Source organism: Mesorhizobium sp. M0848 (assembly GCF_040319805.1).
GTDB lineage: Bacteria > Pseudomonadota > Alphaproteobacteria > Rhizobiales > Rhizobiaceae > Mesorhizobium.
Genome location: NZ_JAMYOM010000008.1, coordinates 1 through 24,308, shown reverse-complemented (window position 1 = coordinate 24,308; position 24,308 = coordinate 1). Strand labels below are relative to the sequence as shown.

Genomic DNA, 24,308 nt, shown 5'->3' with positions numbered 1-24,308 from the left:
CTTTCTTAGTTGAACCGGATCGAGGCCCGGAACTTCCCTGTTGATCTTTCTCCCGCCGGAGGGTTGCGCGTAGAAGCCCCGCAGAGACCAACTCCGAGTTGGTGGAGGGCAAGCCTGCCAACGAATAGGCGGTCCTCATCGTGCCAAATCGGTCTAGGAAAGCCTGATACCTAGGTAGCTCAGGGTCAGCATTTATATGCGCGACCGTGACATATCCGTGTGCCCTTTCCAGTCGACGAAGGCAGTCCAAGAGCTCTTCATCTGAGTAACGGCCAATGTACTGCGCGGCCATGCGCTTACTCTAGCGTTCAGCCGTCTCCAAAAGCGCCCTCGCTCTTTTCAGCGCTGCCGAGCGGGACTCTGATCGGGTGGTTGGGAACCCTGCCAACCCATAGGCCTGGAGCATCGACCCAAATCGCGATCTGAACACACCAGCCGCAGGAAGATCTGGGTCCGCATTGATGAGAGCGGAGGTGATATATCCGAAATTTGCGTGTAGCCGTCGGAGTCCATCGAGCAGTTGATCGTTCGTTAATCCCCACTTAAACTTGCAGTGAGGATGTGCCGCCGCCCTTTTCATCCCCGCACGAACGGACTCAGATATAGTTGAAGGAAAGCCTGCCCGCGCATAAGCCCGCATTAACGAACCAAATCGGAACGTGAGCACACGAGCCACTGGAAGGTCTGGGTCTGCATTGATCATTTTTGCTGTGACATATCCGAACTTGGTATGAAGTCTTCGTATCCCGTTGATTAGATAGTCATCCGTATATCTGAGACCTTGCTGCCAAAGGCATTTATATCCAACGAGTTCATAGCATGACACGAGACTACCAAAGTGGTTAACATACGAGCTCGAAGAAGCAGTGTATAAACAGGCATCAATTATTCCCTGAGAGAGCTTTCCCTTCTCCCTGAAAAGCCTCCTCAACCTATCGACCATGTCCGTCTTCGCATAGGCATTGCCGACTTTGCGTCTCATTTCCTGTTGGACCTTCGCGAATTGTTTTGGGTCAACAATCGGATCCATTACCCGCGTTCTGATCCATAGGTCGGGAGGATTTCGTCTGGACGGCCCTTTCATCCGCTGCGTTCGTACGTTGTAGACGTAGTATCCTATCATCAACTCGCTTGTGAGCAGGGTTTTGACGCGGGTTTGGGTCCAAGCCTGACCGTTTGTTGAAGGGACACCTTCAACGTTCAGTTTTCGTGCGATGGCTGTCGTTGTTCGATGCTGGTTAACGAACATCCGGAAAATGCGGCGCACGGTTGCGATTTCATCCGGTGGACCGGGCACGAAGACAACGCGATCTGTGCTTAGCCCCTTTTGCTCGCCTAAACCGAGGAGAAATCGATGCTCTCCGTTTTCGCTGACCAACAGGCGTCTTATCCCGTAGAGCACCCCACCGCCCTGTCGAAACCCAAGACGTGCTTGCTGTGTTTGCGCCCGTGAGACTTTGGCAGACAATTCGCGGCTGTACTCACCGGCCATCACCCGCTTCAGGTTCTTAACGATCATCGAGACCATACTGCCGTCGTTCTCGAATGGTTCGCCGCAATACTCGACCGCGACCCCGGCGTCCCGACAGATGAATTCGTAATGCGCGGATTGGTCCGTATCCTGAAAGCGGCCCCATCGGCTGATGTCTAAAACGAGAATGGCAGAATAGGTGTGTTGGCCAGTCACAACGTCAGCCAACAACTGCTTGAGGCCATCTCTTCCCTTCAAGGTTAAGCCACTCTTACCGGCATCGGCGTAGGTATCAACGATAGCGAACCCTCGTTTTTCGGCATACTCCCCAATGGCAGCGATCTGGTTCTCTAAAGAATACCGCTGGTGCTCGCTCGACATGCGAATGTACTGCGCAGCCGGAACACGGAGATCGCTTGTAAGCTCGGTCACTATAGTGCCTCCGAGCGCGTCGATTTCTAATGCGGCAGGAACGACGCTGATGACTACAAGCTCATATTACTCCACAACGAGCTTGAGCAAAACGTTTTGAGCGGTCAATTCAGGTGTGCTTGCCGTAGCCGAGGATAGTGCACCCTGACGGCGGTAGGCTGCGAGCGTCGGTAAGCGTAAGCCCCTTAGCCGTGGCAGGGCCTCGATGCACCTGAAGGCTTCATAGCGGTGCCACCGCAGGGGCATTGAGGATACGGTAAACCTGCATCCTTGAGCAGCCGACTACTTTCGCGATCTGCGTCGGGCTCTGGCCGTCATCGCGAAGGGCAATCACCTTGTTCCTGTCGAGACGCTGTCTGCCCCCTTTGTAGGCGCCGACAGTCTTCGCTCTCTCTATTCCCTCGCGCTGGCGATCCTTGATGAAACGCCGCTCCATCTGAGCGACCATCCCCAGGACCGTCAGTACGATATGACCCATCTCACCACGGGTCGAGACATGCGGGTCTAGGACAGTCACGAAAGCGCCCCGTTGCTCGCACTCGTGGATCAGGTTCAGAACGTCGCGGGTGTCGCGGCCGAGCCGGTCCAGCCGAGTGACAACCAGTTCATCACCCGGCCGCAGAAACTCGATGATGGTGGCGAGTTCTGCCCTTCCGTCGCGGCTGCCGCCCGACACCTTCTCCGAACGAATGATGCCGCAACCCTCGGCTTTCAGCTTGGCGATTTGCGTATCGAGATCTTGGTCAACCGTGCTCACGCGAGCGTAGCCTATCCGGCTCATGGTGTGTCACCTCAAGGTTTAGGCCTGAGGCTACCTTGTCACAAATAGTCGCTGTCAACCCAGATGTTACATGGCCGTTGCGGTCGAGCGTTACGTCACTTCAGGGCATACCCCAATGTGACATGTTCTCGTCTCTCGTGGTTGACTGGCGGCCATATGAGCGGTGCTGGCCGAACAGCATCCGTTCGTGAAGCGGTGTTCAGTCACCTATGGGCCTACCAACCTTCTCAATCTAATGAATAGTGTAGGGATCTCCGCAGTGCTTCGAGCAGGGGTTCAGACGCGCCCTTATCAATGCTCGCCGAACCCTGTCTGGTAAGGATAAGTGTGTTAATCGGTGAGCCCTCAATCTGAACTCTTATTTTGTCGTTCGTATATGAAGCGCCATTCGTCAATTTATCAACAGCCAGACGAACGTCAGTGGCACCTTTTAAAATCGCCGTTGCCATAACACTCTCAGTGATCTTGATATCTCGCATCTGGCAGCTAACTATTTTTGCCTCCCTGTTTGTTTCCTTCGAAAAACGTTCGCACCACCTAATAACATCTACCTTAACTTCGCTAACAGACACTTCGAAATTGCAAGCTTCCCCAAGGCGAGACAAAAATAAACTCATACTTCTAGGCGGGTTTATGATTTCAAGGTCCGAATATGATGGATTAACCGCGAAGCCAACGTCCCGAAACTCGGTTCTTTCATAAACAACTCTCTCTCCTAGGGGACTCTCCACAATCTGACTGATATCTTGGCGCTCGATAAACCGCCCTTCCAAAGAGTTGGGCCGCACCCGATCCAAAATGAAGCCGTTTTGTGTTGCAGCCGTGAAAGGTATTGCCCTCAGCCTCTCCGCCAATGTTCTCATATCGAAAGGCCAGCGGACACGGAGCCATCTACGCCGGGTCATGCCGCTGTCACTCTCTCAGCGGGCTCTTGAACGGAAGCTCCTGACGCAATGATCTCGTCGAGTGCGTTTGCCGACGCGCGCTCCACCAGACTCCAAAGCGCGGGCTGCCTATTTGGCTCAAGGGGTTTGAAGTCGGAAGTGGGAGTTCCGTCAGTCAGTCGCCGAGCGATCCTGACCCCAAATTTGAAACCTTTGCCTTGGCGAGGCTCGTCAAATGAAACGTCGAACTGCATGAGATCATTAGGCCTCTCTGTTTGAAGCGCCCTCCAAGTTACCGCTGTGATGAAAAACCCATTCTTTTTGAGCGACTGATATTCCTCAGACTGCAAGAGGTTCATACCGCTTAGAGCGACGCTGTTTATTTTGCCGACAATTTCGCTCTCGACCGCGCGCTCCTTCTCTTCGATATCTATCTCAAGGTCTTCGCCGACGTCATTATCGCCCGATGCACACTTTATGCTAACAACCGTCTGCAACTGGTATCCGGGAATGTTTCGAAGCATACTCATAAAGAAAGTAGTCCGTTGATCCGCCGTCAGGCCGTCCAGTGACAGATCTTTAGGTGTAAGAGACTGAAGCTTAAGTTGGCTAATCTTTTTGACCAATCGATCAACGACACCTCTCGCCTTTTCCGTCGCAGGCATCCTGATCGTAGTTCGGTCATTCTCCAAGATAAACTCGATGTTGGCGTCTCTCCGCTGTCTCTGTATTAATCTTGTCTTCGAATAGTCAATTTCATCGTATGCGACATTCAGCTGGACTTCTTTCAACCTACGTTGCTGGGTGGTCAACTCATCCTCACCTGCAAACTCATCCTTATAATTTCGCACGACTTCACTAATCTCGTCATGGGTAAGAGACACAGGCACGTCCACGTAAGCCCTCTTCTCGTTTCTATTCTGATATTCGCGTCTCTCGATCAGTTTGGTCAACGAAGCAAAATCATGAGGCAAGAGGGAAATATCGCTGGCAAGCCGCTCTCGGTCAGTTTTGGGAGAATAGATAATTCCACGGGTTAGCGCGATTCCACGCAGAACACCCTCACTCATTCTCCCTTTGGATGACATGAGCAAGTCAAATATATCTTTGTCTGTAGCTGCCAAAAAGGGCAATCTATCCGTCATATGACATTCCAATCTGGATCTCGGAGAATGTCGGAATTACATTGTTTATCAACTCGAATCTTATGCTATTTATTACGTCCAATAGACTATTCTTCCCTTCATCGGTCGCGCCCATAGCTTCTATATAATGAAGTCGTGCCTTTTGGAAATTTTGTAGCGACGTGCCCGTTTTGTCTATGGAGTGAATGAATATTTGTCGTTCAAGGTCGAATAATCCATGCTGGCGCATATAATCCAGTAGGTAGAGGAACTCATCAACCGTTTCACCGGGTGATCTGTAAAAGACCACCAACCCTGCTTTTCTCTCGCTGTTTCCGTCATATTGCAAAATAATCCACGGACCGGTAAGCATTTCCAATGACGCGGCGCATCGCTGTTTTCCGCGGAGCTGTGCACGGCGCACCGTCTGCGGGTAAAAAAAAGAGCAAGCTCCTCGATCTGGTAGTCGCGCTGCCCCTGATCTCCCTCTCATTCGTAATATTTCTTGGCTGACATTATTGAGCCAATGAATTTCGGCCGGACCAAGAACGACCAATTTTCCATTCTTGGGAGTGTATAGGTCGTCAAAGTCCAATTTCTCAAGATTATCACTAAATGTCCGATCATACCCTCCGTCATGATTGTAGATGAATAGGAGACCGGAGACTGAAAAGTCCTTGTGCTTGTGTACATATCGTTCTTGCCACTCGGCGCTTATCTCCGCACAGGCGACCTGAGCTGAAAGGCTAACAATGGCTTTCTCGATTTGTGACCGCGCGATCGAAGCGGCAGCATAGCTTTTGAGATCGCATTGAACATAGGTTGTAACGTCGTCATAAGGCTCATCGTAATAGAAGACGACATCGGTTGGATGCGTAGCTACCTTGTGGCTCTCGTAATTATCGCATTTGAAATCAGCGTTGACTGGTCCAATTTTTGTCCAGAGAAACTCGGCAAAAATCTGGTCGGAAATTATCTCTGCAATTTGCGCTATACCCGCAGTCTCACCCATGCCTATCCCGCTCCCACATGCGAATCTCCGCTATTAGCACTCTCCGAACCAATATTACAGGTTTCCTGTCTCGTTGAGTGTGATGGTTACCGAGCACCTGTCAAATCGAGCGGAGAATGCCTCTTTAACTATTCGTTCGAAGTGTTGGGCTGGGTCGTAATTCGCCGGTATACGCAATGTCGGAACATTATTCGCCCGCCCCTATTAACCCGCCACTGGAGGTGGAAAGATGGCTATCGCTTGCCGCCGTTTATGGCGACGGGATATTCATCTCATCTGCTTGGTATTGCCCCACAATCTTGCCAACGTCATCTAATTTTGTCTCGGGCGGTACCATGTCGAGGACCCGCATCATTGTTTCAATCGTGTCGGTATGGCCAATTTTTATAGTCGTCTGCGAGCTGGAGAACTCCCACCATTGTCCGCGTCCACCCTTCAGTTCTGCAAAAAGCTCCTCAACCGTACCGGCGGGCTTGTAGAGCGTCGTGGCATTAGGTCCAACCGGGCCAAACAGGCACCAGACAAAACTTCTACCATCATCGGTTTTCGCTATCGGTGTGAACACGACATTTGTTGAACGCTCGCCGTACTTGATGCGCCGGACGCCGAAGACCTGCTTCTCCTCACCATTCTCAAGGAGTTTCGAGCCTTCGACAAATTCTTCCCTGACAGAGGCTGCCATTCCGTACCCGGCGAGGCTGCTTCGCCCTCGGAGATGGTAGTATCGATTTACGCAGGCGTTCAGGATCATCGATGGTGTGATGCCCTTAAGGTCGCGAATTTGGAGGGTATAGTCGGTGTAGTCGATTCCTAGAAATCTGACCGCATCAACGTTGTCGGCTATATAGAGGTCATCTCGCGTCGGTTTGAGAAGCTTCGGCAATTCGGCGGTTGACACATACAAATGGTCGGCAATTGCGATAAACCGCGAAATCCCCAAGACAGCAGCGGTATACGCCTCTGAGACATTGTCAGCAGTGTATGAAGACCCGCTCAGGGCGAGATAGGGAGCGTGAAAACCAAGCAAGGCGTCACGTTCGATTGAACGATCCGGAAGCTGGTCCGGGATAGGTCCATCCTCGGGCGCAGGTGTCGGGTCCGTAGCCTGCTGGGTGCCGCCAAGAAACGCCAACGCACAGGCCGAAAAACAATGATCGCCCGATTTGACGACTGTCGCCAATCCTAACCGGCGGAAGAGCAACGCTAAGTCGAGGCCAGACTGATAGGATCCGCCCGAACTGTTCAACTCGACGACAATTCTTGGCCAGACCTCACCATCATTTGAGATCGCAGCGTTCGCAAGTGCGGCCTTGACGCTAGCGGAGTCGGTATCAGCAATCTCGCCGTCAAGGCGAAAACCCACGGCCTCGCTTCCTTCGTGCTCGACTTGGCCCACAAACGTCACCTCGGCAGCTTGCCCCATCCCAGCCAGACTTAGACAGATGCCGAGCGAAAGCGACGCGCGAAGGCTCCAACACATGTTACTTCGCAATTCCGGGGCAGAGGTGCTGGAAAATGCCAAGCTCGACCCAGTACCCCGAAGCTGTTGTGCCGTCGAGGATCTCGCCCGTTTTGACTCGTTTTATAGCGTAATCAGCGATCATTTCGTCCGACTTTCTGGCGGGGCCGAGGAACGCGAACTTTTCGTTCGATAGATCCAACCAAGTCCGTTTGATGCAATTTCCGGTCAGATAATCGTCAATTTTGACCAAGGCCATCGTTTGCTTCACACAAGCCATCGAGTAGTCCGAAGGCCTTGGCGTCTTTTGGGGTATGCTTTACGTGAATTTTGGCGTTTGCCGTGCCGATACCCTCTTCCGACACAGTGGTAAGTTGCATACCAGCCCGGCTTCCGTAGTAGATGGGATCCTGATCATCAGCCCATCCTGCTGAAGCAGATAGGGTTATGGCCAAGAATGCATAAATACACCCGAAAAGCTTCATAGTCGGCCCCCAAAAATATTCAGTATACTTTAGTCACCCGCATTGACCCCTATCGGCAAGACCGCAGTTCAGTTCGCTCCATAACTGAAAGTGCCACAGAGGTTTGGGCTGTTGATGTCGTGTGGCGCGTCCTTCGATCCAAAAACTGCCATCCCAAGCAGCGGGGAAGCGCCAAACGACGATCTTTCGAGGAACACGACGTAACGAGCTGGTTCAGCTTTCGGATCACCGCAAAGCGTGTTGCCGTTTCTAAGAGCGCCCGGATCGCTCGACAATTTGAAAACTTCCGCGGTCGCTTTACTGTCGGTCGTTTCGTCCCACTGTCGCCAAGATGCACCCATTGAAGTCAGACCAACTTTCTTGCCGTTTCCGAATGTGATTGCCATTTTGGTGCCCGGGGCGGCAAAATATGGACCCCCCGAGAGCCGTATCGTGCCGGTTATTGACTCTGCAGTGCGGCTATATGGCTCGAATTTACGCTTATCTTGCCAGACGTGACGCTCGGTTGCTGACTGGGCCAACACCGGACCGCAAACGACGCAGGCCGCGATTGTAAAGGCTGTCGGATATCTCAGCTGCAAGATTATCACCTCAAATCCGAGCTACATCCATTTTCGCGCCCACGTTGCCAGTTCGGCTTGAGCCTTGTCGGGCCATTCATCTAGAGGCGGCCGGACTTCCATCTTTTTTTGATCCGGTTTCCACGCCGCGAAGATGCGATGTTCTTTTGCGGACACAAAAACCAATGCCTCCTGAAGGCCGCACATATGCGGGGTGCAAGCCGTTCCGACATAGTCGTCGCCGACGAATTTCCCGGAGCCCGTCCCATCAAGCGTTTCCCGGTAGGCGCCGAGGTCGGGGCCAAGGAGGTCGCTGATGGCACTGCTAATTTCCCCGTAGCTGAAAAGGTCAGACGGGTGTTTGACAGTGCGCTCTCGCAAGGTCGCGAAGCCCTTAGTCAAATCAGGCTGCATTTCAACGGACGCCTGCTCAGCAAGGCCAGCGGAGGGCGTCCAGACCCATATCTTGCCGACCCTTCCGGCACTTGGAGCTGTGGAAAAAGTAATCGCAGTGTCTTCAACCTTGCGGGTTACCAACGCGCAGTCGGCTCCCTCGATCGGCCCGTCAATGCGAGGCTGGCCGGTAGGGGGGAACGAAACAATGAAGGGTGATCCTTCGCAAGCGTTGCCGCCGGACAGGCTGTTGCCAACCAATGTTGGAATTCCGTTCACAATTGTGATTTCGTCGATTGTGAGTCTACCGTCTGTAATGGTCGGCTTTCCGTCAAGATGCATCGTCTCCTCGGTCTCGCCGTAAATTTCAACTGAATGACCGAATAGAATGGCATTGAAATCATCTGCGATTGACGCTGTCGTGAAGCTGAGGATGACAATTAGCGCGAGAAAGTTTCTCAAGTAGCTTCGCATTGGACGGCCTTAGCTTTTGAATCGGGTTTCGTGAAAGTCCCGATGCACATCGGTGTTCTAATATTGGAACGCCGCGATGTGAGAGCTTTTTGCGAGGCTGCTGGATGAAAAGAAGCCGCCACATTTATTGCGTAGGGAGCAGCCGCTGCACTCATCGGCGTATTCATTTTTCCAATCGCTGATCGAGCGTTTTGCGTACTGATGGATGGAGCCATCAAGAAGACAGAGCTGGTGATTGTAGACTGAAACATTGATCCTAGCCGCAGCCAGATATTGCACAGCCGCCCGCAACTCACTTCGATAGTCGTAAGGGTCCATCCAGAGCTTATCCATATTTGCCCTTGTGAAGCCAGTGATCTCCAGCCCCATGAACGTCACATGGTCTACGAAGGTGAGGTTTCTAAAAATGAAATCTGACAGGTCGGCGAGACCTTCATAGGTCTGCTTGTGAACGACAACTCGTATCTCGACCTCAGCCCCGACGGACTTCAGGTTCATGATCCCGCGGATGGTCTCATCGAAAGCGCCTTTGGATTGAACCACATAGTCGTGCACTTCCGGATCCGCTGAGTAGATCGGTATGCCAACGGAAAGACGAGGATGCCCGATTGCTTGATAGCGATGCGAGAAGGCCTTGTCCTTAAATGTCCGGCCATTGGAAAGAATATGAACCGGCGTAGAAGGAAGGTGGTCACGAGCTGATGACAAAATGTCAAAAAAGTCCTCGCCCACCAGCGTCGGCTCACCGCCAGTGATCCCGAGAAACGGGGTCGTTGCGGGCAGCAAGGGCAGCACATCCAAAATCTCGCGCGCCAACCAGCGATCGTCAACGTCTTTGGGTGGCTGGGAGCACATCAAGCACAGGTGGTTGCACCGCTCCGTTACGAGGAAATAGTTCGCGTTGGCATCCTTTCTGAACAGGACACGCACTGCCTTCCGATCCGGGACAAAGCGGATAACGTCTCCCTCGCTGAGGTAGTCGAACTCGTGGGGCAGAAAGACTAGTCGTCGGTCTGAAAACAGTCGCTCAGCCTCCGGCCGGTGCTCCTCAAAGGTGACAACCCACTGGCATTCAGAATGAAACGCCTGCCCCTTGAAAAGATACGCATCATGCTCCGGGTTAGGCGCTTGATCAGCTTGGCCCGTCACGAGCCTAAGTGCCACTCGCTGTGAGAAATCACCGACGCTTGCTGACGCAGCGAAGCCACTCAGTCGCAACATCCTAATTCGCCCAACTTAGAAAGAGTTCTCGGGCGGTAACGTCCCTCTCCATAAGGTCGATCAGCCTCTTGAAGATCGACATGTTGCGATTGCAGAATCCCGACCGCGTTTTGAGGCCAACAAAGTCGCCCTGCGTTGCAGTGTGGAATACGGGATCAGACCCACAAAAAGGCTCGTAGGCGCATTCGGCGCACATCGGAGCGGACCCGGCAAAGGACTGCTCAATTGGATCGAGGAGAGCGTCAGACCCGAAAATCTCCGCGTACGTGTTTTCGTGGACGTTCCCGAGCAGAAATGTCTTGTCGCCCATCTCAGCCAACATGCGCGCTTCGTCGGATGCGTAGACGCTGGCGTCATAGTTATAGACAACGGCGGAGATACCGATGCCTGCCGGGCTCATCAGGTCCACATATCCCGGCTCGAAAGGCGTGAGCATTTTTGTAAGGATGGTGGCCGCGTAAAACTCCTTGAAAGGAATGCCGTTCCGATTCAGCTCCAGGATGTAATTCAGCCCGTCGAAGTAGAAGTCGAGCCAGCGGTCCACGTCATAGGCAGCGTACGATTTCGTCTTGACCGCAAAGCCGTAAGGGGAAAGCGGCCGAAGGAATATTCCGGGGAAATCTAGCCGCACGTATTCGTCAATGATCTCGCGCACCAGTGGAAGGCTGGCTTTGGTCGTCGTCATAAGTGCGCTGACGCGTTCATGGCCGAGAGCCAGTCTGGCCTTGTGGATACCTGCCACAGCCAATTCATAGCTGTTCTTTCCCGGGCGCGGTCGATTCGCATTGTGAAGAGTGGCCGGACCATCGAGCGACGTAGAAATTAGGACGCTGTGCGCGCGGCAAAACTCCAAGATTTCTTCCGTAACGACAGCGAGATTCGTCGTGATGACGAGCTGCAGCGACCGCCCGGCAACCTTGTTGATCGCTTCAGCTCGATGCACGACGTGTTGGATCAATGGGAAGTTCAAAAGCGGCTCGCCGCCTTGGAACTCGATCTTGATAGCCGGACTTGGAGACTGGAAAATGAGCGCCAACGCCTTCTCGGCAGTCTCCTCTGACATATCGAAGGCTGAACGATCTTCGCTTTGACGGGATACCTGACAGTAAGGGCAGGAGTGCTCGCACCGCAGCGATACGACCATGATGTGAAGCGAGGTGAAGTTCTCAAGCCTCTTTGCCTTGGTCCGAACCTTCAGCGCCAGCAGCTCCTTGCCGATATTGGAGGATGCATCAAAGAGGAACTGCTTGCTGCGCAGGCGGGAGTAGGCGGGGTGTGTGCTGGGAAGCTCGTGCTTGACAAACGAAGCCAGCAGGGCGCGCGGCAATACCAGATATTCGCCCGCTTGGTTGGTCAGCACATACCGCTCGTCGTCCAACTGGGAAAAACGGAAGTACGCGAGCTGGTATGTGTCGTCCAACGGTCGTTGGAACTCAGTTGCCGGAGCAAACTTAGTCATCGGACTGTAGGCCCGATCTGGAAAACGCCAGCGCCAGTATCGCGTTTCTCACCGTGGCGGTTTCGGCGGCGATGCTGCTACGCAGGTCCTGATCCAAGACCTCTAGCCGTAGCCTTTCTATCGCTGCGTCGGCCGAAGCTCGCACGGCCGCCCTGCTGAAGTTGATCGTGCAGACCGCAAAGCCGCCTTCGATCGTGATCTCAACCGCAGCGTTCCCGGTTACCCGATACGCTGCGCGCTTCACACAGTCGAGGCTGAAGACTGACAGATCAAAGTTGACTTGGGCAGTCTGGACGAGCTCGCTATCGCGAGGGGTGTCCGACATCAACAATAGCTGTAGCCAGAGCAGTGAGACCCGTGACTAGCATGGCTCGAATGGCTGGTGTGGTACGCCATGATAACGTCCGTACCATTTGAGCGGTCGAGCACCTCACCGTAGCCGAGGTCCGCCGGAACAGTGCCAGCTTCAGCAAGCTTGGCCGAAGGCTGATTTGCCGATTCGACAAGGACTGCAGCCTGAACTTGGCCGCCGAGAATCATCGTGGCCGACAAGGCCATTGGTGACAGGAAATTGCGCTTAGACATTATCCAAACCCCCGTTTGTACGGACTCATTAGCAAAACGGGCCAAGCCGGGCAAGTACCGATTGTGGAGAAGTGCTTAAGAGAACACTAAATGTTCGGACAAAATACTGTATTGTGGTGATGACGGGGTTCCGTCTTCTGAGCACAATCGATTGTCATTTTCGCCCTAAACGCGGGAATTCACCGCCCATGACCCGCGCAACATAAGCTATCGCGCCGTGCTTTTTGATGGTTGCGGCGTCGCAGCTATCGCAGCAAGCGGTGTGGTAGGTTGTCGGCGCACGTGTTCCAAAAACCCATTCGAGGATCCGCTCTGCAAGGCTCAGTCTGTGTCGTCCCTTGCTGTCGCCGAAATAGTTGCGGATCGACTTGCGAAAACAGGACGTCGAGCGGAGCATCCCGGCCACTTGATCGATGTTCCGGGTCCGCTGCTCCAGCATGACCGCTCTTTGGTGTTCATCCCCCGGTGCATTCGAGACAGTCATCTCGGCCATGAATTTGAGGCGTCCCGTATCACCTCGGCCCTTACCGTCGTGGAACATGACCGAGACCGACGGCTTCCCATCTCTTCCAGCGCGGCCAAACTCCTGCAACAGGTCTTCAACAGATGCTGATTGTTGCCAGTGCACCACCAGCCGCACGTTAGGAACGTCGAGGCCCATGCCAAAGGCGTTGGTGCAGACAATCTGATCGACCACTGGGCGGCTCTGCCCCAAGAAGCGCTTGACGAGTTCCTGCCGCTCCCATGCGGTTCCCAGCTTGGAATGATAGAATGGGATGTCCAACCCCATCGCCGACATAGCAGTCCGCAGTTCGTCACCCACTTTCACCGTTGGGACAAAGACCATCGCCTTTTGTCCCTTCAACTGGGGCAACGTTAGCATGGATGCTATTTCCTGCGCCCGCTGTTCAGATCGACAATGCCGTCGCAACATCGCGATGTTTGGCCTATCCACATCGCGGACGAACACCTTTGCATCCGGAATGCCAAGAGACGCGAGGATCCGATCCTGCATCTCCTTTCCGGCGGTCGCTGTGAATGCCAAGACTGGGGGAGCACCCAGCTTTTCGCGCACTTCGCGTAGCCGACCATACTCAGGTCGAAAGTCCTCGCCCCAGCGGTCCACGCAATGGGCCTCGTCGATGATCAGAAAGGACGGCTCGCTCCGCTTGAGTTGGCTGCGCTCCGCATCGCTGCGTACGAAGAAGCGCTCCGGCGCTACGTAGAGGAGCTTGATGGCCTTCAGGCCAAGCAGAGAAAATCGGGTCTCCTTCTCCTCACGGCTCAGATCACTGTTGATGAACGTTGCCGGTATCTTCTTCCCGAGGAGGTCGGACACCTGCTCTGCCATCAGCGCCTTCAAGGGAGATACAACGAGGGCAACTCCGCGTCGGAGCACCGCGGGGAGCTGAAAACACAGCGTTTTGCCGGAACCCGTAGGGCTGACGACCAGCACGGATTTTCCAGATAGCGCTGCCAGTATGATCGGCAACTGACCGTGACGAAATCGGGCCAGTCCGAACAGCCGCAGAGCGGGACCGAAGTTGCCCGCCGCTTCGGTCACCACCCCTTCACGGTCCAGCCATTTTGCAAGGCGCACAGCCCATCTCTCCATCACCCGTCTCGCCAGACCACCTGCTAAGTTTGGGTGGTGGCGCGCGTGGCAGCCGTCACAGAGGGTCACCAAGTTCGACATTTCGTCGGTTCCGCCCATCGAGCGGGGGAGCAAATGGTGTACGTCCGCATCCACCGACTTGAGCCTGATGCCACAAGATACACAGCAATAGCCGTCGCGCTGCAAAACCTGCTGCCGGATCATGGACCAGCTATTGGATGGCACGTTCAGATCAAATTTCCCCAATCTAGTCAGCAGTTGGCAGGTAGTCCCTCGAAGGCATCTAAAGTCTACGCGGAATGTGAGAGGTCTCAGTTAAAACCCGGTGTAGGAAACTGTTGACAGGTTTGGCGGCCGGAGGCATTGCCGCGTCGTTAAGGGAATTTGGGCAGCATGATGAAACTGATTTTAGCGTTGTTAGCAGCCATTTTACTCGCCGTCTCACCGGCAGCGGCAGAACCTAAATTCGGCGACTATCCAACCAAAATGTATCTCAAGGGAAAGCCGGTCCTGCCAAAATTCACAGGCTCTGTCGCCCAATTCAAAACCAGGATTCGGAACGGCATGAAGTCCGGCGCAAATTAGGGCGGCCACTTCTCAGTGATCGAAATCGGCTGTGGCACGTCATGCATTTTCGCGTTTCTGATCGATGGTCGTGATGGGAGAGTGGTCATTTCCCGCTCGGCGGCGAGGACAACTACCAGCTTCAGCTCCAATACGGCATTGACAGCACTCTCCTGCAGGCTGACTGGATGGACACCAGCAACGACAAGTACGACACCTGCGTTCGCCGCTTTTACGATGTCGGATCAGGGAATCTGACGAAGGTCTCCGAGACCACGTACACGATCAAACCGTTCTCGTTCTGCGGCTAATGAGAGCCGCGTGGCAAGTCGCGTCGAGCAGACGTCAGGCCTGATCGGTAGAACGCGAGGCCGGTCGCGGCTGCCAATGATGGATGGCAGGGAACGCTATTTCGCCCGCATTGCTAGTGCCTTGCTAACTTGCTTGAACATTCTCTTTTGCCACGCTTCGCGCCTCCACGGTGGCACGATACGCTTCTCGCTGCCGGGTAGCTTGATTTCACGCCAGTTGTGGATTGTTTCGCCACTCTGGACATCGATACACGCGATCACCCCATCAGCAGGCACCACTCCCAGCACAATGTACCAAGTGTCCCAAGCCGAAGCAGTGTCCTGAAGGCCAGTTATGGTCTGCGGGGTGACGTACTGTTTCGACCACTCGGTCCATTTGTGAAGGGTCGGCAGGCCAACTGGAAGTTCGACGGTGAGCCTATATCGGCGCTTGTCGTATTGCTTACCCAGCCCATGATTGTCCGAGAGGGGCGAACTGGTAAGCCAAACCCCGACTAGTCCGCGCATCTTTGCGATGTCAGTCGGCACGTCACCCACCGTAAGCCCATGACGGCCGATGCCTAAGAGGCTTTCGGCGCTGGTGAAGTGATAGAAGGTCATGTTCTGCATGATGTGCCCCGACGTGTGCAATACCATCGGACCTTTCTCTGTGGCCAGCGCAAGCCGCTAAGAGGACCCTGCCGCGCCAGCGAGACAGCTGGGTCCAGTCGGATAGAAACTGGTCTCAGGAAACGTACCGAACTAAGGCACGAAGCCGCTCAGCATCCTGCTGACCGATGGTCAAAGTGGACCTAGCCGTAGTGCGCTCCCAAACTTCCCGACCGCCTAGTCCGGCGACGCACAGCTTGTCGATCTCCGCGCCGTGCATAAACCGGCAAACGGCAGCAGCTTCACCTGACCGATGCCAGCCCTTTCGTTGTCTGTATCTCCCGGTCGGTCGCCCGTCGGGCCCCTTGACCGGGTAAACCCGATAGGTCTTTAGGGGTGCCTTGAGCATGTAGATGAGGCTCTGACGAAGGCCCTTCCAGCTACTACGAACACGGAAATGCGCTGCCTCGCGATTTGGCAAGAGCGATCCGTACCGTTCATTCACGGAGTCCTTCAACGCCTCCATTTCTTCACGGCTCGCGCCCCACACAATGGCGTGGATATGCCACGATACAACCTTCTCACGCCCTCTAGGGGTGTTGGCATACGGCGCTGCATCGACGATGCCAAAGTAGCAAAATCCTTTGAGCACTTTCTCTGCCCATTTTTGCAGGACCGACCAATCGTATGTTTCTGCATCGGCAGCGGTGGTTACGAAATCGATCGGCGATAGCGTAAGGAAAAAGGCAGGCCGTTCTGGCGTCGGTTTGACTGCGGCCTTCATGACGTTCCTGGCCGCCCGGCAAAACTCGCTCCTTGCCCTACAATTCATCGCTTTAAGAGAACTTGAGGCACGGTCTGCCAAATTCTCCCGTATGGGTTCGCTTAAAGCGAAGTCGCCCTCGCGGCCGCGCTTAGTGAGCGCATATCGTTTCACCTTCTCATCGAACTGGTGATGCGCCCACACAAAGGTCTTCCATCTTATAATCGGTTTTGAAGCCATGACTTTCTCGAATGCGGTTGTTATTGAACGCATGGTTGGTGGTCATGTGATCAATGGTCGGTGGCCGGTGGCGACTAAAAGGGTGCTACAACGGGGTGTTGTCATGCAGTGGCCAGCGAAGATGGCCGATCTTCGAGCGCTTCACATGCACAACGTCCAGTTTAGACGGATCAGCTGCCGATTGACGCACCAACATCCACACGTCTGCCTTTTTTCCAATGCGCCTAAGGCGGGCGAGTTGATATTCATCGGAGAAAACCAGCGATGGAGCGTCAGTGTCGGTTCTGGCGGCGCGCCTTGGCCCATTCACCGGAGATATGCCAGCCTTCTCAGACGCCAGCCGCGCACGTCTCGCTTTATACGCCTTCTCGACCCCACCTTTTTGCTTGAGCCACTCAGGAATCTCGGCAGGCAGAACATTGGCCTCCCATGCATCAGCGAGGGCAAATTTCAGCTTAGACGCCCTTTTCTGCCCGACTGGCGAATCCAAACCACAGGATAGTCTGAAGACATGATCGATCGCCTTAGAGGGCTCTTCAAGACGAGGCCTGTTCGGCTTGCCGACCCAGTCTGGCCGGTGACAGAAATCGCGCCAAAGGTCGGGCACTGCCTGCAATATGCGAGCAAGATAGTAGCCACAGGCAACAGCCTTGCGATGCTCGAGGCGATGTAGCCTGCCAAGAGCACCTAAATTTCGTCCGAGATCGTCTATTGCCGCGTTCACCCCGCCTTGCTGAAGAAGTTCCTCAGTCGGAGGGAACCGCATGGGTTCGACCTTTTCTACGGTCCTCCTGCGCCTGCGATGCCTATCCCCTTCTTTCATGGAATTGCCCACCCGACCCTCCCTGCCGCCGCAGCGGCCTCTGCAACGATGGCCTTCAGCCGATCGCGGATGTCTGCTTCGTGCTCGTAGATGAACTTAGAGAGCTTCATCTTCGCGATGCCTATGTAGATGTTTGGACGTCGGGGTTGGTGAGACAGCTCTCAACCCAACGCCCACCAAACTGCAGGTCCCAAAAGGAGCCTGCAGTTTGGGGTTCTCTTTCGTGCGGGCGTCTTGAGGCGCATCCAACGGATCAGCCTACCGCAGCCCTCAATTGGCTTTACGCGGAGTTGCAAGCCCTATCCGCGGCCTCCCTGATCAGCCGTTCTTCGTTTCGTGATCAGAAGGGGATCCCATCATCGATATCGTGACTATCGGATCGGATCGTGCGGTGGACCGGACCAAAACGAACCAGTTTGAACCGTTTCCAGCCGTCATCCCTTTCACCGACGGTTTCGATGATGAGACGTCGCTGCTCACCGCAATCCATAGAGATTAGTTTCGAAAACTGCTTCCGTGTGACCTCGATCATAAACTCTTCGATCGGCGGTATCGTCGCCGAAGACTCTAGATCCGAAGGCTCATTTTCATCGTTCTCTCCGCTGTCCAGCTCATCAAAGACAGTAGACCTCTTGCCAACTAACAGAGCCAAGGATTTGTGATCTCTGTTCGCATACGCGGATCGCATCTTCTCCTTGGTCTCCCTGTCCCTTCCCAAGTAAGGCAGAGTCTCGACGGCTTTTTGATAGAGATTTTCGATACCACCAGCCTCCTCGATCCTGGACCGCACAACCTCCGGATCACTTGTTTCAAGGCGCATGAAATCCAAGACCCGGGCTACTTTGTAGGCTCGGTCGTAGCTCTTTCTGAATCCGAAAACAAACCGCACAACTATCGTGTTCTTTCGGTTGGACGATTTGTCTGGCTTTATCTTGCGTCCCAGCAAACCTGACTCATTGATGTGCTTGACGAACTCCCGCCATTTGCTGTGATCGTGATCGAACTCGTCCATGGCCACAAAGCAAGCTTGGCAGAGCTCAATGTCTACTTCTTTGGTGGTCTTCTCAAAAGAGATGCGAGCCTGCTTGCACAAGACCAGCGCGCGGATTGGATCGCTTTTCACAAACTCAAGCGTCGGTATCCCGCGATCCGACGTTGAGTCGGCCATATCTTGGGAGGCTTCCGTCAAACTTCGCGTAACGCGAAGATTCTCTTCCTCAGTCGAGTTCCGTTCGGCGTTCATTGCGCCGCTCCCTTGTCCGACGTGCTTGAACGCGAGCCTTTCGCGATGAATGCTTGCAGGTCCGAATAACGGTAGACGATAGCTCCGCCCAACTTGGTGAACGCAGGCCCCATCCCGGAGACCCGCCAGTTGGCGAGCGTCTTCGGTCTGACCTTCAGCACTTTGGCGGCTTGCGGAGGACGCAGGAGGGCTGAGTCTGAATAGTGGGGAGATCTCGCTCGCTTCTTCGGGGCTCGCAGCAGGCGTGGCAGAAGAAGCCGATCGCGTTTGGCAAAATACGCAATCAGATCAAGGATTGCTTGATCCAACCCAGTGTGTGGATTCGACATGATTGTGCTCTCATTTTGAGAGCGACGATGGTGGTTTGGAGGCTTCCGAACATCGACCATCGCCACTCCCGGATTAAGGGTTGTGGGTTTGATCAGATGTCCCGCGCTTGCGGTGGGGCCGTTCCCCCTTGGTCCGGTCCTTTACAGGAGGCCGGGCTCGCTATCTGTTTATAAGGCCTATCGCCTTTTTTCTTCTCTACCTGAGATGGGGTGTGTCCTGTGCACTCTACAAGAGGCAGGCAAGAATGTTTTTTAACAGCAGGGTTGGTGGAGTGGATAACAGCCATCTAATGGGCCGATAGGAGCTCGGTGCGCTGGGCTTTTTGGCTCTCCGTGTGATCGGACTGCTATGCGCTGATTATGCAACGCCCTGTGAAGAAAAACCACCTACGAGCCGGTATGCTGAGGCGACCTCCATGCTGCCGGAACAATCCGTCCTATTCCCGCTTTATCCCGCCCGCCTGATTGCTATGTGATTGCTGAGGCAGCAACCATAACGCAAGCGAAAACAGCTCGTCCTAAAATTAGTCATATTTTTCATTGGCTTCGAATGGTGGGCGTGACAGGGATTGAACCTGTGACCCCTGCAATGTCAATGCAGTGCTCTCCCGCTGAGCTACACGCCCATCCGAAGCCGCGCATACACCATTTTTGATCCAGCGCGTCAATAGCAGGAAAAAGGAAAGAAGGCGTCGTCTCGCCGCAGTGGCGAAGAGGTGCGGCGCCTCGCTTGAAAAACGGCTCAGGCCGCCTGCAGCATCTTCTCGACCTCGTTGACGAGGTCACGCAGATGGAACGGTTTCGACAGCACCTTGGCGTCTTTCGGCGCCTTGGAATCAGGGTTCAGCGCAACGGCGGCGAAACCGGTGATGAACATGACTTTCAAATCAGGATCGATCTCTGTGGCGCGGCGCGCCAGTTCGATGCCGTCCATCTCCGGCATGACGATGTCGGTCAACAGCAGCGAGAACGGTTCCTCGCGCAGCCGCTCATAGGCGCTGGCGCCATTGTCGAAATCGCTGACCTGGTAACCGGCGCGCTCCAGCGCCTTGACGAGGAACCGACGCATATCGTCGTCGTCTTCCGCCAGAAGAATGCGTGCCATGATATCCCGTCCGAATCACCCGCCCGAGATTGCCGTTGGGCAAGCCCGTTAACCATCCTGTATATGAGGAGGTGAGGGTAAACATCAAGTGAACGCTGACGGGGATGATCCATATTTGCCGGGCGTGTGCTGCGGCCGAAATGCTGGACACGAGGCTTGCAAGGTGGCACTTTCACATCATGATGCACTGGTGTTTTCGGGTTCGTTCAAATTGAAGACGGCAGCCGAGGATTTTTCGGTCTTTCCACCCTTCGAAATCCGGTCGGGCGTCGAGCAGCGCGTCCCCTTCCTCTTCAACTCACCGCATAGCGGCCGCTACTATCCGGAGCGCTTCCTTGCCATGGCAAGGCTGGACCGCAACGCCATCCGCCGGTCCGAGGACTGCTACGTCGATGAGCTGTTCGGCGGCGCCGTCGCGCTCGGCGCACCGCTGCTGGCGGCGAATTTCCCGCGCGCCTACCTCGACGTTAATCGCGAGCCGTGGGAGCTCGATCCTCGCATGTTCGCCGAGCCGGTGCCGTCCTTCTGCAACATCCGCTCGGCGCGGGTGGCCGGCGGGCTTGGCACGGTGCCGAAGCTGGTGGGCGAGGGGCTCGACATCTATTCCGGCCGCCTGCCGCTGGCCGAAGCGATCGCCCGCATCGAGGCCGTCTACAAGCCCTATCACGAGACGCTGAAGCGGCTGTTGACCAGAACCCATGCGCGGTTCGGCTTTGCCGTGCTGATCGACTGTCATTCGATGCCGGCGAGCATCCGGGTCGGCGACAGCGGCCTGCGGCCCGACTTCATCATAGGCGACCGCTTCGGCATCTCGGCAACCGCCGCCCTGACCGAGACCGCGATCGGCCTGCTCAGCGCCATGGGCTATTCGGTTGCCCACAACAAGCCCTATGCCGGCGGCTTCATCACCGAGCATTACGGCCGCCCGGCGCGCCATTTGCATGCGCTGCAGATCGAAGTCAATCGCGGGCTCTACATGAACGAGCGGACATTCGAGAAGGCCGCCGGCTTCGATGCGCTGGCCGACGACCTGACGCGGTTCTCAGCCGACCTGATGTCGATGCCCGACCATCATTTTATCGACCTGCCGCTGGCCGCGGAGTGAGCCGACCGGCCGCTGGCCGCAGAGTGAAATCGCGGCGTAAAAAAAGACCGCATCGTTTGCACGATACGGTCGAAGTCTAGGGAGGAAACGCCCAAGGAGGGCATGGACAGGAAACCCTGTCCGAGATCAAGGGTATTGTGCGCTGCACAAATGTCAAGCGACCTTCAGGCTTTTTTAATTCACTCTGATGTGGAAATTGCGTTTCGACGACGCTTGTGTGACATCCGGGCAACAGATGCCGTCGCGGAAAAGCCGTCGAACACTCTTGTTTTGGTACGAAATTGGCGGCAGAGCACGGCTCGGACATGCTGCAGTGCGGGAGAATCAGTTGGACATCAGTGTCGATTTCATGCGCCGCATCGCGCAGGTGGCAGCGACGGAGACCTTACCTCGCTTTCGCAGCCAAGGTGCGGTCGCCAACAAGGAACAGGGCAGTTTCGATCCGGTCACCGAGGCCGATCGCGAGGCCGAGCGCGCCATCCGGGCGCTGATCTCTGCTGAGTATCCCGATCATGGTATTCTAGGCGAGGAGCATGGCAGCGAGAACATTTCGAGCCGGCACGTCTGGGTGATCGATCCGATCGACGGTACGCGCGCGTTCATTTCCGGCCTGCCGGTGTGGGGCACACTGGTCGGGCTGACGATCGACGGCGACGCCGTTGCCGGCATGATGGCGCAACCCTTCACCGGCGAGCTGTTCTACGCCAACGGCTCGGGCTCCCATTATGAGGGGCCAGGCGGGCCGCGAAAACTGACGACCCGCAAGACGACGAAGTTGGACCAGGCGACGCTGTTCACCACCACGCCGGCCCTGTTCAAGGGCGAGGCGCGCAACCGTTACGATGCATTCGAAAGACAGATCCAGCTCGCCCGCTACGGCGCCGATTGCTATGCCTTCGCCATGATCGCCTCGGGAAGCGTCGACATCGTCGCCGATCCCGGATTGAAGCCCTACGACATCGTGGCGCTGATCCCGATCATCGAAAAGGCAGGCGGCGTCGTCACCACATTCGATGGCGGGCCGGCGGAACAGGGCGGCGATGTGCTCGCCGCGGCGACGCCGGAGCTTCATGCCGCCGCCATGGCCGCCTTGCGCGGCTAAACGAGCGTCCGCTGCCATTCAGGTGATGCCGACCGCTTGAAGCAGTCGTTTTACTGCCGGCGGCACCCCTTGGGGAGCGGGCCAGCGACCGGCGCCTGTCAGGCTGTGGGGTCGTCGCTCCCGGGAATGAAGGCGTCGAAAGCGGCGAGCAATTGCTCGCGGTAGATGTCGGCTTCCTGCAGGATTTCGTGGCGGGAGCCATCGATCATCAGCAGCGAACCGAGCCGCAGACGCCTGGCGTAGGTTTCCACGGCCCTGGTCGAGACGACCTGGTCGGCGCCGGCGGCGATGATCAGCAGCGGGACTTGGATCCGAGCCATGAAATCGGGGTCGCTGACGGCTTCCGAAGCTTTCGCGGCTGCCTGCAGCCAGCGGATCGTCGGCCCGCCAAGCGCCAGTTGCGGGTATTCTTCGTAGATCCGTGTGTTGCGCCGATAGCGCTCCGGGTCCGATGTCAGCTTGTTGGTCTCGAAAGGGGCCGTTACCCTCGGCCGCGGACCCCAGGCGGCGTAGAGCCGGCCGAGGCCGAGAGCGCAGAACAGAGAACAGACGCGGCGAACCGTCGAGATCGAGACCGGCAGGTCGGGCAGCGTCAGGAAGGGCGCGATCAGCACCATGCGCCGGATGCGGTTCACCATCGACGGGGCGGCAAGCAGGGTGATCAAGGCACCTGCCGAATGGGCGAGGATGTAGTACGGTCCGCGGCAATCGGGCAGCACGATCTCCTCGAAGAATTGTTCGAGGTCGGCGGTGTAGTCGCGGAAGCTGCTGACGTAGCCGCGCTGGTGATCGCGGATCAGCCGGTCGGAATCGCCCTGGCCGCGCCAATCGAGGGTGGCGACGCCAAAGCCGCGATCGGCAAGGTTGCGGATGGTTTCGAAATATTTCTCGATGCACTCGTTGCGGCCGGTGAGCAGGACCACGGTGCCCTTCATCGGGCGAGCGACTGCGCCGAACAGGCCGTAGCGGATATTCTTGCGGTCACGCGTGGTGAAGAAGCCGCCGGTGGCATTTTCCGGCCGCGGATTGCCCTCGATTTCGTGAAAAAGGGAGTTTTCGGTGAAAAGATCCGTCATTCGGCGCTTCGTGCTCGGCGTCTCGCATGCCCGCCTGCGCTGGCCGGCTCCGCTAAGGTGATAAACGCCCATGCGCCAAAAGCCAAGGAATTCCCGGTGAAGGGGAGGCTGCACCAGGGAAGGCCGGAAGCCGCTCGAAAGCGTGCTTCCGGCCTCTGTCGATCCGGGAGGAAGGGACGTTACACCCGGTCGGCCTCGTTGCGGTGCCTGTTGTGCAATCGGCGCCGCCAATCCTTGATCCTGAAATGCACCCTAGCGCCGGCTGCCTGAACGCGCGCCGAAGTGCCGGTTCATCTGCCGTTCATCAAGGGGCCGGCCGCCGTGGCTTTTGCCGCCAGGTGAAATCTTGAAATGCTTTCCAGCGCTCCCCAAATGTCTCGTGCGGTCGCCAATGTCGGGGCCGCTGGCCCACCCGAAACGCCGCTCAAGGGTTTCGCACCGGCCATACGCAAACCATGTTGCTCAACAGGAGAACACCTCATGCGTCACGTTGATTTTTCCCCGCTTTATCGCTCTACCGTCGGCTTCGATCGTCTCTTCACGATGCTCGATTCGCTCGCGCAGCCGGATGGCGCGCAGACCTATCCGCCCTACAACATCGAGCGCACCGGTGAGGATTCCTACCGCATCTCGATGGCGGTTGCCGGCTTCTCGGACGAGGAAATCTCGATCGAAGCCCATCGCAACGTGCTGACCGTGAAAGGTGAGCGCAAGGACGAGGGCACCGGCGAAGGCTCTGAGCTGCTCTATCGCGGCATTGCCTCGAGGGCTTTCGAACGCCGCTTCCAGCTTGCCGACCACGTCGAGGTCGTTGGCGCCTCGCTGAAGAACGGCCTGCTCTTCGTCGACCTCAAGCGCAACATCCCCGAGGAGCTGAAGCCGCGCAAGATCGCCATTACGGCGTCTTCGGCCAAGGCCAAGCAGATCGAGGCCAAGACCGCTGCCTAAAGTACAAGTCTCCTCCCGAGACGGAAGCGGGGGCGCAAAGCGCCGCGGTTTTTTTTTAGGGGGGTTAAGATTTAAGGGGATCAGCGGGCCACAAAAGGGGAAGAAATATGGAGGTGTGGGAAAACAGGTGTGGAAGCGGGTGGGAAACAAGTGCAC

The 24,308-nt window shown here is 55.9% G+C and carries 25 protein-coding genes and 1 tRNA gene; 4 read left to right on the top strand and 22 right to left on the bottom strand.

Features of this window, described 5'->3' with window-relative positions; genetic code table 11:
• Positions 1–301: 301 nt before the first annotated feature.
• The 14 genes from NKH95_RS10935 to NKH95_RS10870 all read right to left on the bottom strand — a co-directional run bounded on the left by NKH95_RS10935 (position 302) and on the right by NKH95_RS10870 (position 14,159).
• Complete coding sequence (locus NKH95_RS10935; RefSeq protein ID WP_352891542.1) at positions 302–1,903, bottom strand: recombinase family protein; 1,602 nt, start codon at positions 1,901–1,903, stop codon at positions 302–304.
• A gap of 220 nt (positions 1,904–2,123) precedes the next feature.
• Positions 2,124–2,684 carry a recombinase family protein gene (locus NKH95_RS10930; RefSeq protein ID WP_352891541.1) on the bottom strand — a complete coding sequence of 187 codons (561 nt, stop codon included), beginning with the start codon at positions 2,682–2,684 and terminating at the stop codon, positions 2,124–2,126.
• Positions 2,685–2,911: 227 nt separating this feature from the next.
• Positions 2,912–3,547: a hypothetical protein gene (locus tag NKH95_RS10925; RefSeq protein WP_352891540.1), complete on the bottom strand. Its 636-nt coding sequence runs from the start codon at positions 3,545–3,547 to the stop codon at positions 2,912–2,914.
• A 38-nt stretch (positions 3,548–3,585) separates the two neighbouring features.
• Positions 3,586–4,713 (bottom strand): hypothetical protein, encoded by a 1,128-nt coding sequence (locus NKH95_RS10920; RefSeq protein ID WP_352891539.1) that lies wholly within the window; start codon positions 4,711–4,713, stop codon positions 3,586–3,588.
• Entirely contained in the window at positions 4,703–5,704 is a 1,002-nt protein-coding gene (locus NKH95_RS10915) for a PD-(D/E)XK nuclease domain-containing protein (RefSeq protein WP_352891538.1), read from the bottom strand. The genes NKH95_RS10920 and NKH95_RS10915 overlap by 11 nt, the downstream gene beginning before the upstream one ends.
• A 250-nt stretch (positions 5,705–5,954) precedes the next feature.
• Positions 5,955–7,067, bottom strand: a complete 1,113-nt coding sequence (locus tag NKH95_RS10910) for a hypothetical protein (protein WP_352891537.1) — start codon at positions 7,065–7,067, stop codon at positions 5,955–5,957.
• Positions 7,068–7,185: 118 nt separating this feature from the next.
• Positions 7,186–7,422: a hypothetical protein gene (locus NKH95_RS10905; protein WP_352891535.1), complete on the bottom strand. Its 237-nt coding sequence runs from the start codon at positions 7,420–7,422 to the stop codon at positions 7,186–7,188.
• A 294-nt stretch (positions 7,423–7,716) separates the two neighbouring features.
• The gene (locus NKH95_RS10900; protein WP_352891534.1) at positions 7,717–8,034 is read right to left on the bottom strand and encodes a hypothetical protein; all 318 of its coding nucleotides are present in this window, start codon (positions 8,032–8,034) and stop codon (positions 7,717–7,719) included.
• A gap of 216 nt (positions 8,035–8,250) precedes the next feature.
• Positions 8,251–9,075, bottom strand: a complete 825-nt coding sequence (locus NKH95_RS10895) for an Ivy family c-type lysozyme inhibitor (protein WP_352891533.1) — start codon at positions 9,073–9,075, stop codon at positions 8,251–8,253.
• 57 nt (positions 9,076–9,132) lie between these two features.
• Entirely contained in the window at positions 9,133–10,296 is a 1,164-nt protein-coding gene (gene hxsC, locus NKH95_RS10890) for a His-Xaa-Ser system radical SAM maturase HxsC (protein ID WP_352891532.1), read from the bottom strand.
• A gap of 1 nt (position 10,297) precedes the next feature.
• Positions 10,298–11,755, bottom strand: coding sequence for a His-Xaa-Ser system radical SAM maturase HxsB (gene hxsB / locus NKH95_RS10885; protein WP_352891531.1), 1,458 nt, complete (start codon positions 11,753–11,755; stop codon positions 10,298–10,300).
• Entirely contained in the window at positions 11,748–12,080 is a 333-nt protein-coding gene (locus NKH95_RS10880) for an HxsD-related protein (RefSeq protein WP_352891529.1), read from the bottom strand. The genes hxsB and NKH95_RS10880 overlap by 8 nt, the downstream gene beginning before the upstream one ends.
• Entirely contained in the window at positions 12,080–12,340 is a 261-nt protein-coding gene (locus NKH95_RS10875; protein WP_127218519.1) for a hypothetical protein, read from the bottom strand. The genes NKH95_RS10880 and NKH95_RS10875 overlap by 1 nt, the downstream gene beginning before the upstream one ends.
• Positions 12,341–12,494: 154 nt before the next feature.
• Positions 12,495–14,159 carry a RecQ family ATP-dependent DNA helicase gene (locus NKH95_RS10870; protein WP_352891528.1) on the bottom strand — a complete coding sequence of 555 codons (1,665 nt, stop codon included), beginning with the start codon at positions 14,157–14,159 and terminating at the stop codon, positions 12,495–12,497.
• A 189-nt stretch (positions 14,160–14,348) separates the two neighbouring features.
• Here NKH95_RS10870 and NKH95_RS10865 point away from each other — a divergent pair, with 189 nt between their 5' ends.
• Positions 14,349–14,540, top strand: coding sequence for a hypothetical protein (locus NKH95_RS10865; RefSeq protein ID WP_352891527.1), 192 nt, complete (start codon positions 14,349–14,351; stop codon positions 14,538–14,540).
• Positions 14,541–14,926: 386 nt separating this feature from the next.
• Here NKH95_RS10865 and NKH95_RS10860 read toward each other — a convergent pair whose 3' ends face one another.
• The 7 genes from NKH95_RS10860 to cpdR all read right to left on the bottom strand — a co-directional run bounded on the left by NKH95_RS10860 (position 14,927) and on the right by cpdR (position 19,921).
• Positions 14,927–15,439 carry a hypothetical protein gene (locus NKH95_RS10860; RefSeq protein WP_352891526.1) on the bottom strand — a complete coding sequence of 171 codons (513 nt, stop codon included), beginning with the start codon at positions 15,437–15,439 and terminating at the stop codon, positions 14,927–14,929.
• 115 nt (positions 15,440–15,554) lie between these two features.
• Positions 15,555–16,421, bottom strand: coding sequence for a hypothetical protein (locus tag NKH95_RS10855; protein ID WP_352891525.1), 867 nt, complete (start codon positions 16,419–16,421; stop codon positions 15,555–15,557).
• A gap of 85 nt (positions 16,422–16,506) precedes the next feature.
• Complete coding sequence (locus tag NKH95_RS10850; protein ID WP_352891524.1) at positions 16,507–17,256, bottom strand: hypothetical protein; 750 nt, start codon at positions 17,254–17,256, stop codon at positions 16,507–16,509.
• A 328-nt stretch (positions 17,257–17,584) separates the two neighbouring features.
• Positions 17,585–18,487, bottom strand: a complete 903-nt coding sequence (locus tag NKH95_RS10845) for a hypothetical protein (protein WP_352891523.1) — start codon at positions 18,485–18,487, stop codon at positions 17,585–17,587.
• Positions 18,484–18,816 carry a helix-turn-helix transcriptional regulator gene (locus tag NKH95_RS10840; protein ID WP_352891522.1) on the bottom strand — a complete coding sequence of 111 codons (333 nt, stop codon included), beginning with the start codon at positions 18,814–18,816 and terminating at the stop codon, positions 18,484–18,486. Before NKH95_RS10840 ends, NKH95_RS10845 begins: the two co-directional genes overlap by 4 nt.
• A 551-nt stretch (positions 18,817–19,367) precedes the next feature.
• Positions 19,368–19,442, bottom strand: a tRNA-Val gene (locus tag NKH95_RS10835).
• Positions 19,443–19,558: 116 nt separating this feature from the next.
• A complete protein-coding gene (cpdR, locus tag NKH95_RS10830; RefSeq protein WP_006199474.1) occupies positions 19,559–19,921 on the bottom strand; it encodes a cell cycle two-component system response regulator CpdR in 363 nt (120 codons plus the stop codon).
• Between the two features lie 163 nt (positions 19,922–20,084).
• Between cpdR and NKH95_RS10825 the strand changes: the two genes are divergently transcribed.
• Together NKH95_RS10825 and hisN are read left to right on the top strand one after the other, a co-directional pair.
• Positions 20,085–21,026, top strand: coding sequence for an N-formylglutamate amidohydrolase (locus NKH95_RS10825; protein WP_128303129.1), 942 nt, complete (start codon positions 20,085–20,087; stop codon positions 21,024–21,026).
• A gap of 328 nt (positions 21,027–21,354) precedes the next feature.
• On the top strand, positions 21,355–22,128 hold the full coding sequence (gene hisN / locus NKH95_RS10820) for a histidinol-phosphatase (RefSeq protein WP_352629484.1): 774 nt from the start codon (positions 21,355–21,357) through the stop codon (positions 22,126–22,128).
• 98 nt (positions 22,129–22,226) lie between these two features.
• Here hisN and NKH95_RS10815 read toward each other — a convergent pair whose 3' ends face one another.
• A complete protein-coding gene (locus NKH95_RS10815) occupies positions 22,227–23,204 on the bottom strand; it encodes an alpha/beta fold hydrolase (RefSeq protein WP_352728336.1) in 978 nt (325 codons plus the stop codon).
• Between the two features lie 480 nt (positions 23,205–23,684).
• Here NKH95_RS10815 and NKH95_RS10810 point away from each other — a divergent pair, with 480 nt between their 5' ends.
• The gene (locus NKH95_RS10810) at positions 23,685–24,152 is read left to right on the top strand and encodes an Hsp20 family protein (RefSeq protein ID WP_013529716.1); all 468 of its coding nucleotides are present in this window, start codon (positions 23,685–23,687) and stop codon (positions 24,150–24,152) included.
• Positions 24,153–24,308 lie beyond the last annotated feature (156 nt).

Excerpts from the sequence above, each read along its gene's own strand:
- hxsB (WP_352891531.1), bottom strand. The coding sequence starts at position 11,755 with ATGACTAAGTTTGCTCCGGCAACTGAGTTCCAACGACCGTTGGACGAC.
- cpdR (WP_006199474.1), bottom strand. The coding sequence starts at position 19,921 with ATGGCACGCATTCTTCTGGCGGAAGACGACGACGATATGCGTCGGTTC.
- NKH95_RS10815 (WP_352728336.1), bottom strand. The coding sequence starts at position 23,204 with ATGACGGATCTTTTCACCGAAAACTCCCTTTTTCACGAAATCGAGGGC.
- NKH95_RS10895 (WP_352891533.1), bottom strand. The coding sequence starts at position 9,075 with ATGCGAAGCTACTTGAGAAACTTTCTCGCGCTAATTGTCATCCTCAGC.
- NKH95_RS10860 (WP_352891526.1), bottom strand. The coding sequence starts at position 15,439 with ATGCAGAACATGACCTTCTATCACTTCACCAGCGCCGAAAGCCTCTTA.
- NKH95_RS10930 (WP_352891541.1), bottom strand. The coding sequence starts at position 2,684 with ATGAGCCGGATAGGCTACGCTCGCGTGAGCACGGTTGACCAAGATCTC.
- NKH95_RS10915 (WP_352891538.1), bottom strand. The coding sequence starts at position 5,704 with ATGGGTGAGACTGCGGGTATAGCGCAAATTGCAGAGATAATTTCCGAC.
- NKH95_RS10900 (WP_352891534.1), bottom strand. The coding sequence starts at position 8,034 with ATGGCAATCACATTCGGAAACGGCAAGAAAGTTGGTCTGACTTCAATG.
- NKH95_RS10840 (WP_352891522.1), bottom strand. The coding sequence starts at position 18,816 with ATGTCGAATCCACACACTGGGTTGGATCAAGCAATCCTTGATCTGATT.
- NKH95_RS10920 (WP_352891539.1), bottom strand. The coding sequence starts at position 4,713 with ATGACGGATAGATTGCCCTTTTTGGCAGCTACAGACAAAGATATATTT.
- NKH95_RS10855 (WP_352891525.1), bottom strand. The coding sequence starts at position 16,421 with ATGGCTTCAAAACCGATTATAAGATGGAAGACCTTTGTGTGGGCGCAT.
- NKH95_RS10880 (WP_352891529.1), bottom strand. The coding sequence starts at position 12,080 with ATGTCGGACACCCCTCGCGATAGCGAGCTCGTCCAGACTGCCCAAGTC.
- NKH95_RS10845 (WP_352891523.1), bottom strand. The coding sequence starts at position 18,487 with ATGAACGCCGAACGGAACTCGACTGAGGAAGAGAATCTTCGCGTTACG.
- NKH95_RS10865 (WP_352891527.1), top strand. The coding sequence starts at position 14,349 with ATGATGAAACTGATTTTAGCGTTGTTAGCAGCCATTTTACTCGCCGTC.
- NKH95_RS10905 (WP_352891535.1), bottom strand. The coding sequence starts at position 7,422 with ATGGCCTTGGTCAAAATTGACGATTATCTGACCGGAAATTGCATCAAA.
- NKH95_RS10870 (WP_352891528.1), bottom strand. The coding sequence starts at position 14,159 with ATGATCCGGCAGCAGGTTTTGCAGCGCGACGGCTATTGCTGTGTATCT.
- NKH95_RS10875 (WP_127218519.1), bottom strand. The coding sequence starts at position 12,340 with ATGTCTAAGCGCAATTTCCTGTCACCAATGGCCTTGTCGGCCACGATG.
- hxsC (WP_352891532.1), bottom strand. The coding sequence starts at position 10,296 with ATGTTGCGACTGAGTGGCTTCGCTGCGTCAGCAAGCGTCGGTGATTTC.
- NKH95_RS10925 (WP_352891540.1), bottom strand. The coding sequence starts at position 3,547 with ATGAGAACATTGGCGGAGAGGCTGAGGGCAATACCTTTCACGGCTGCA.
- NKH95_RS10810 (WP_013529716.1), top strand. The coding sequence starts at position 23,685 with ATGCGTCACGTTGATTTTTCCCCGCTTTATCGCTCTACCGTCGGCTTC.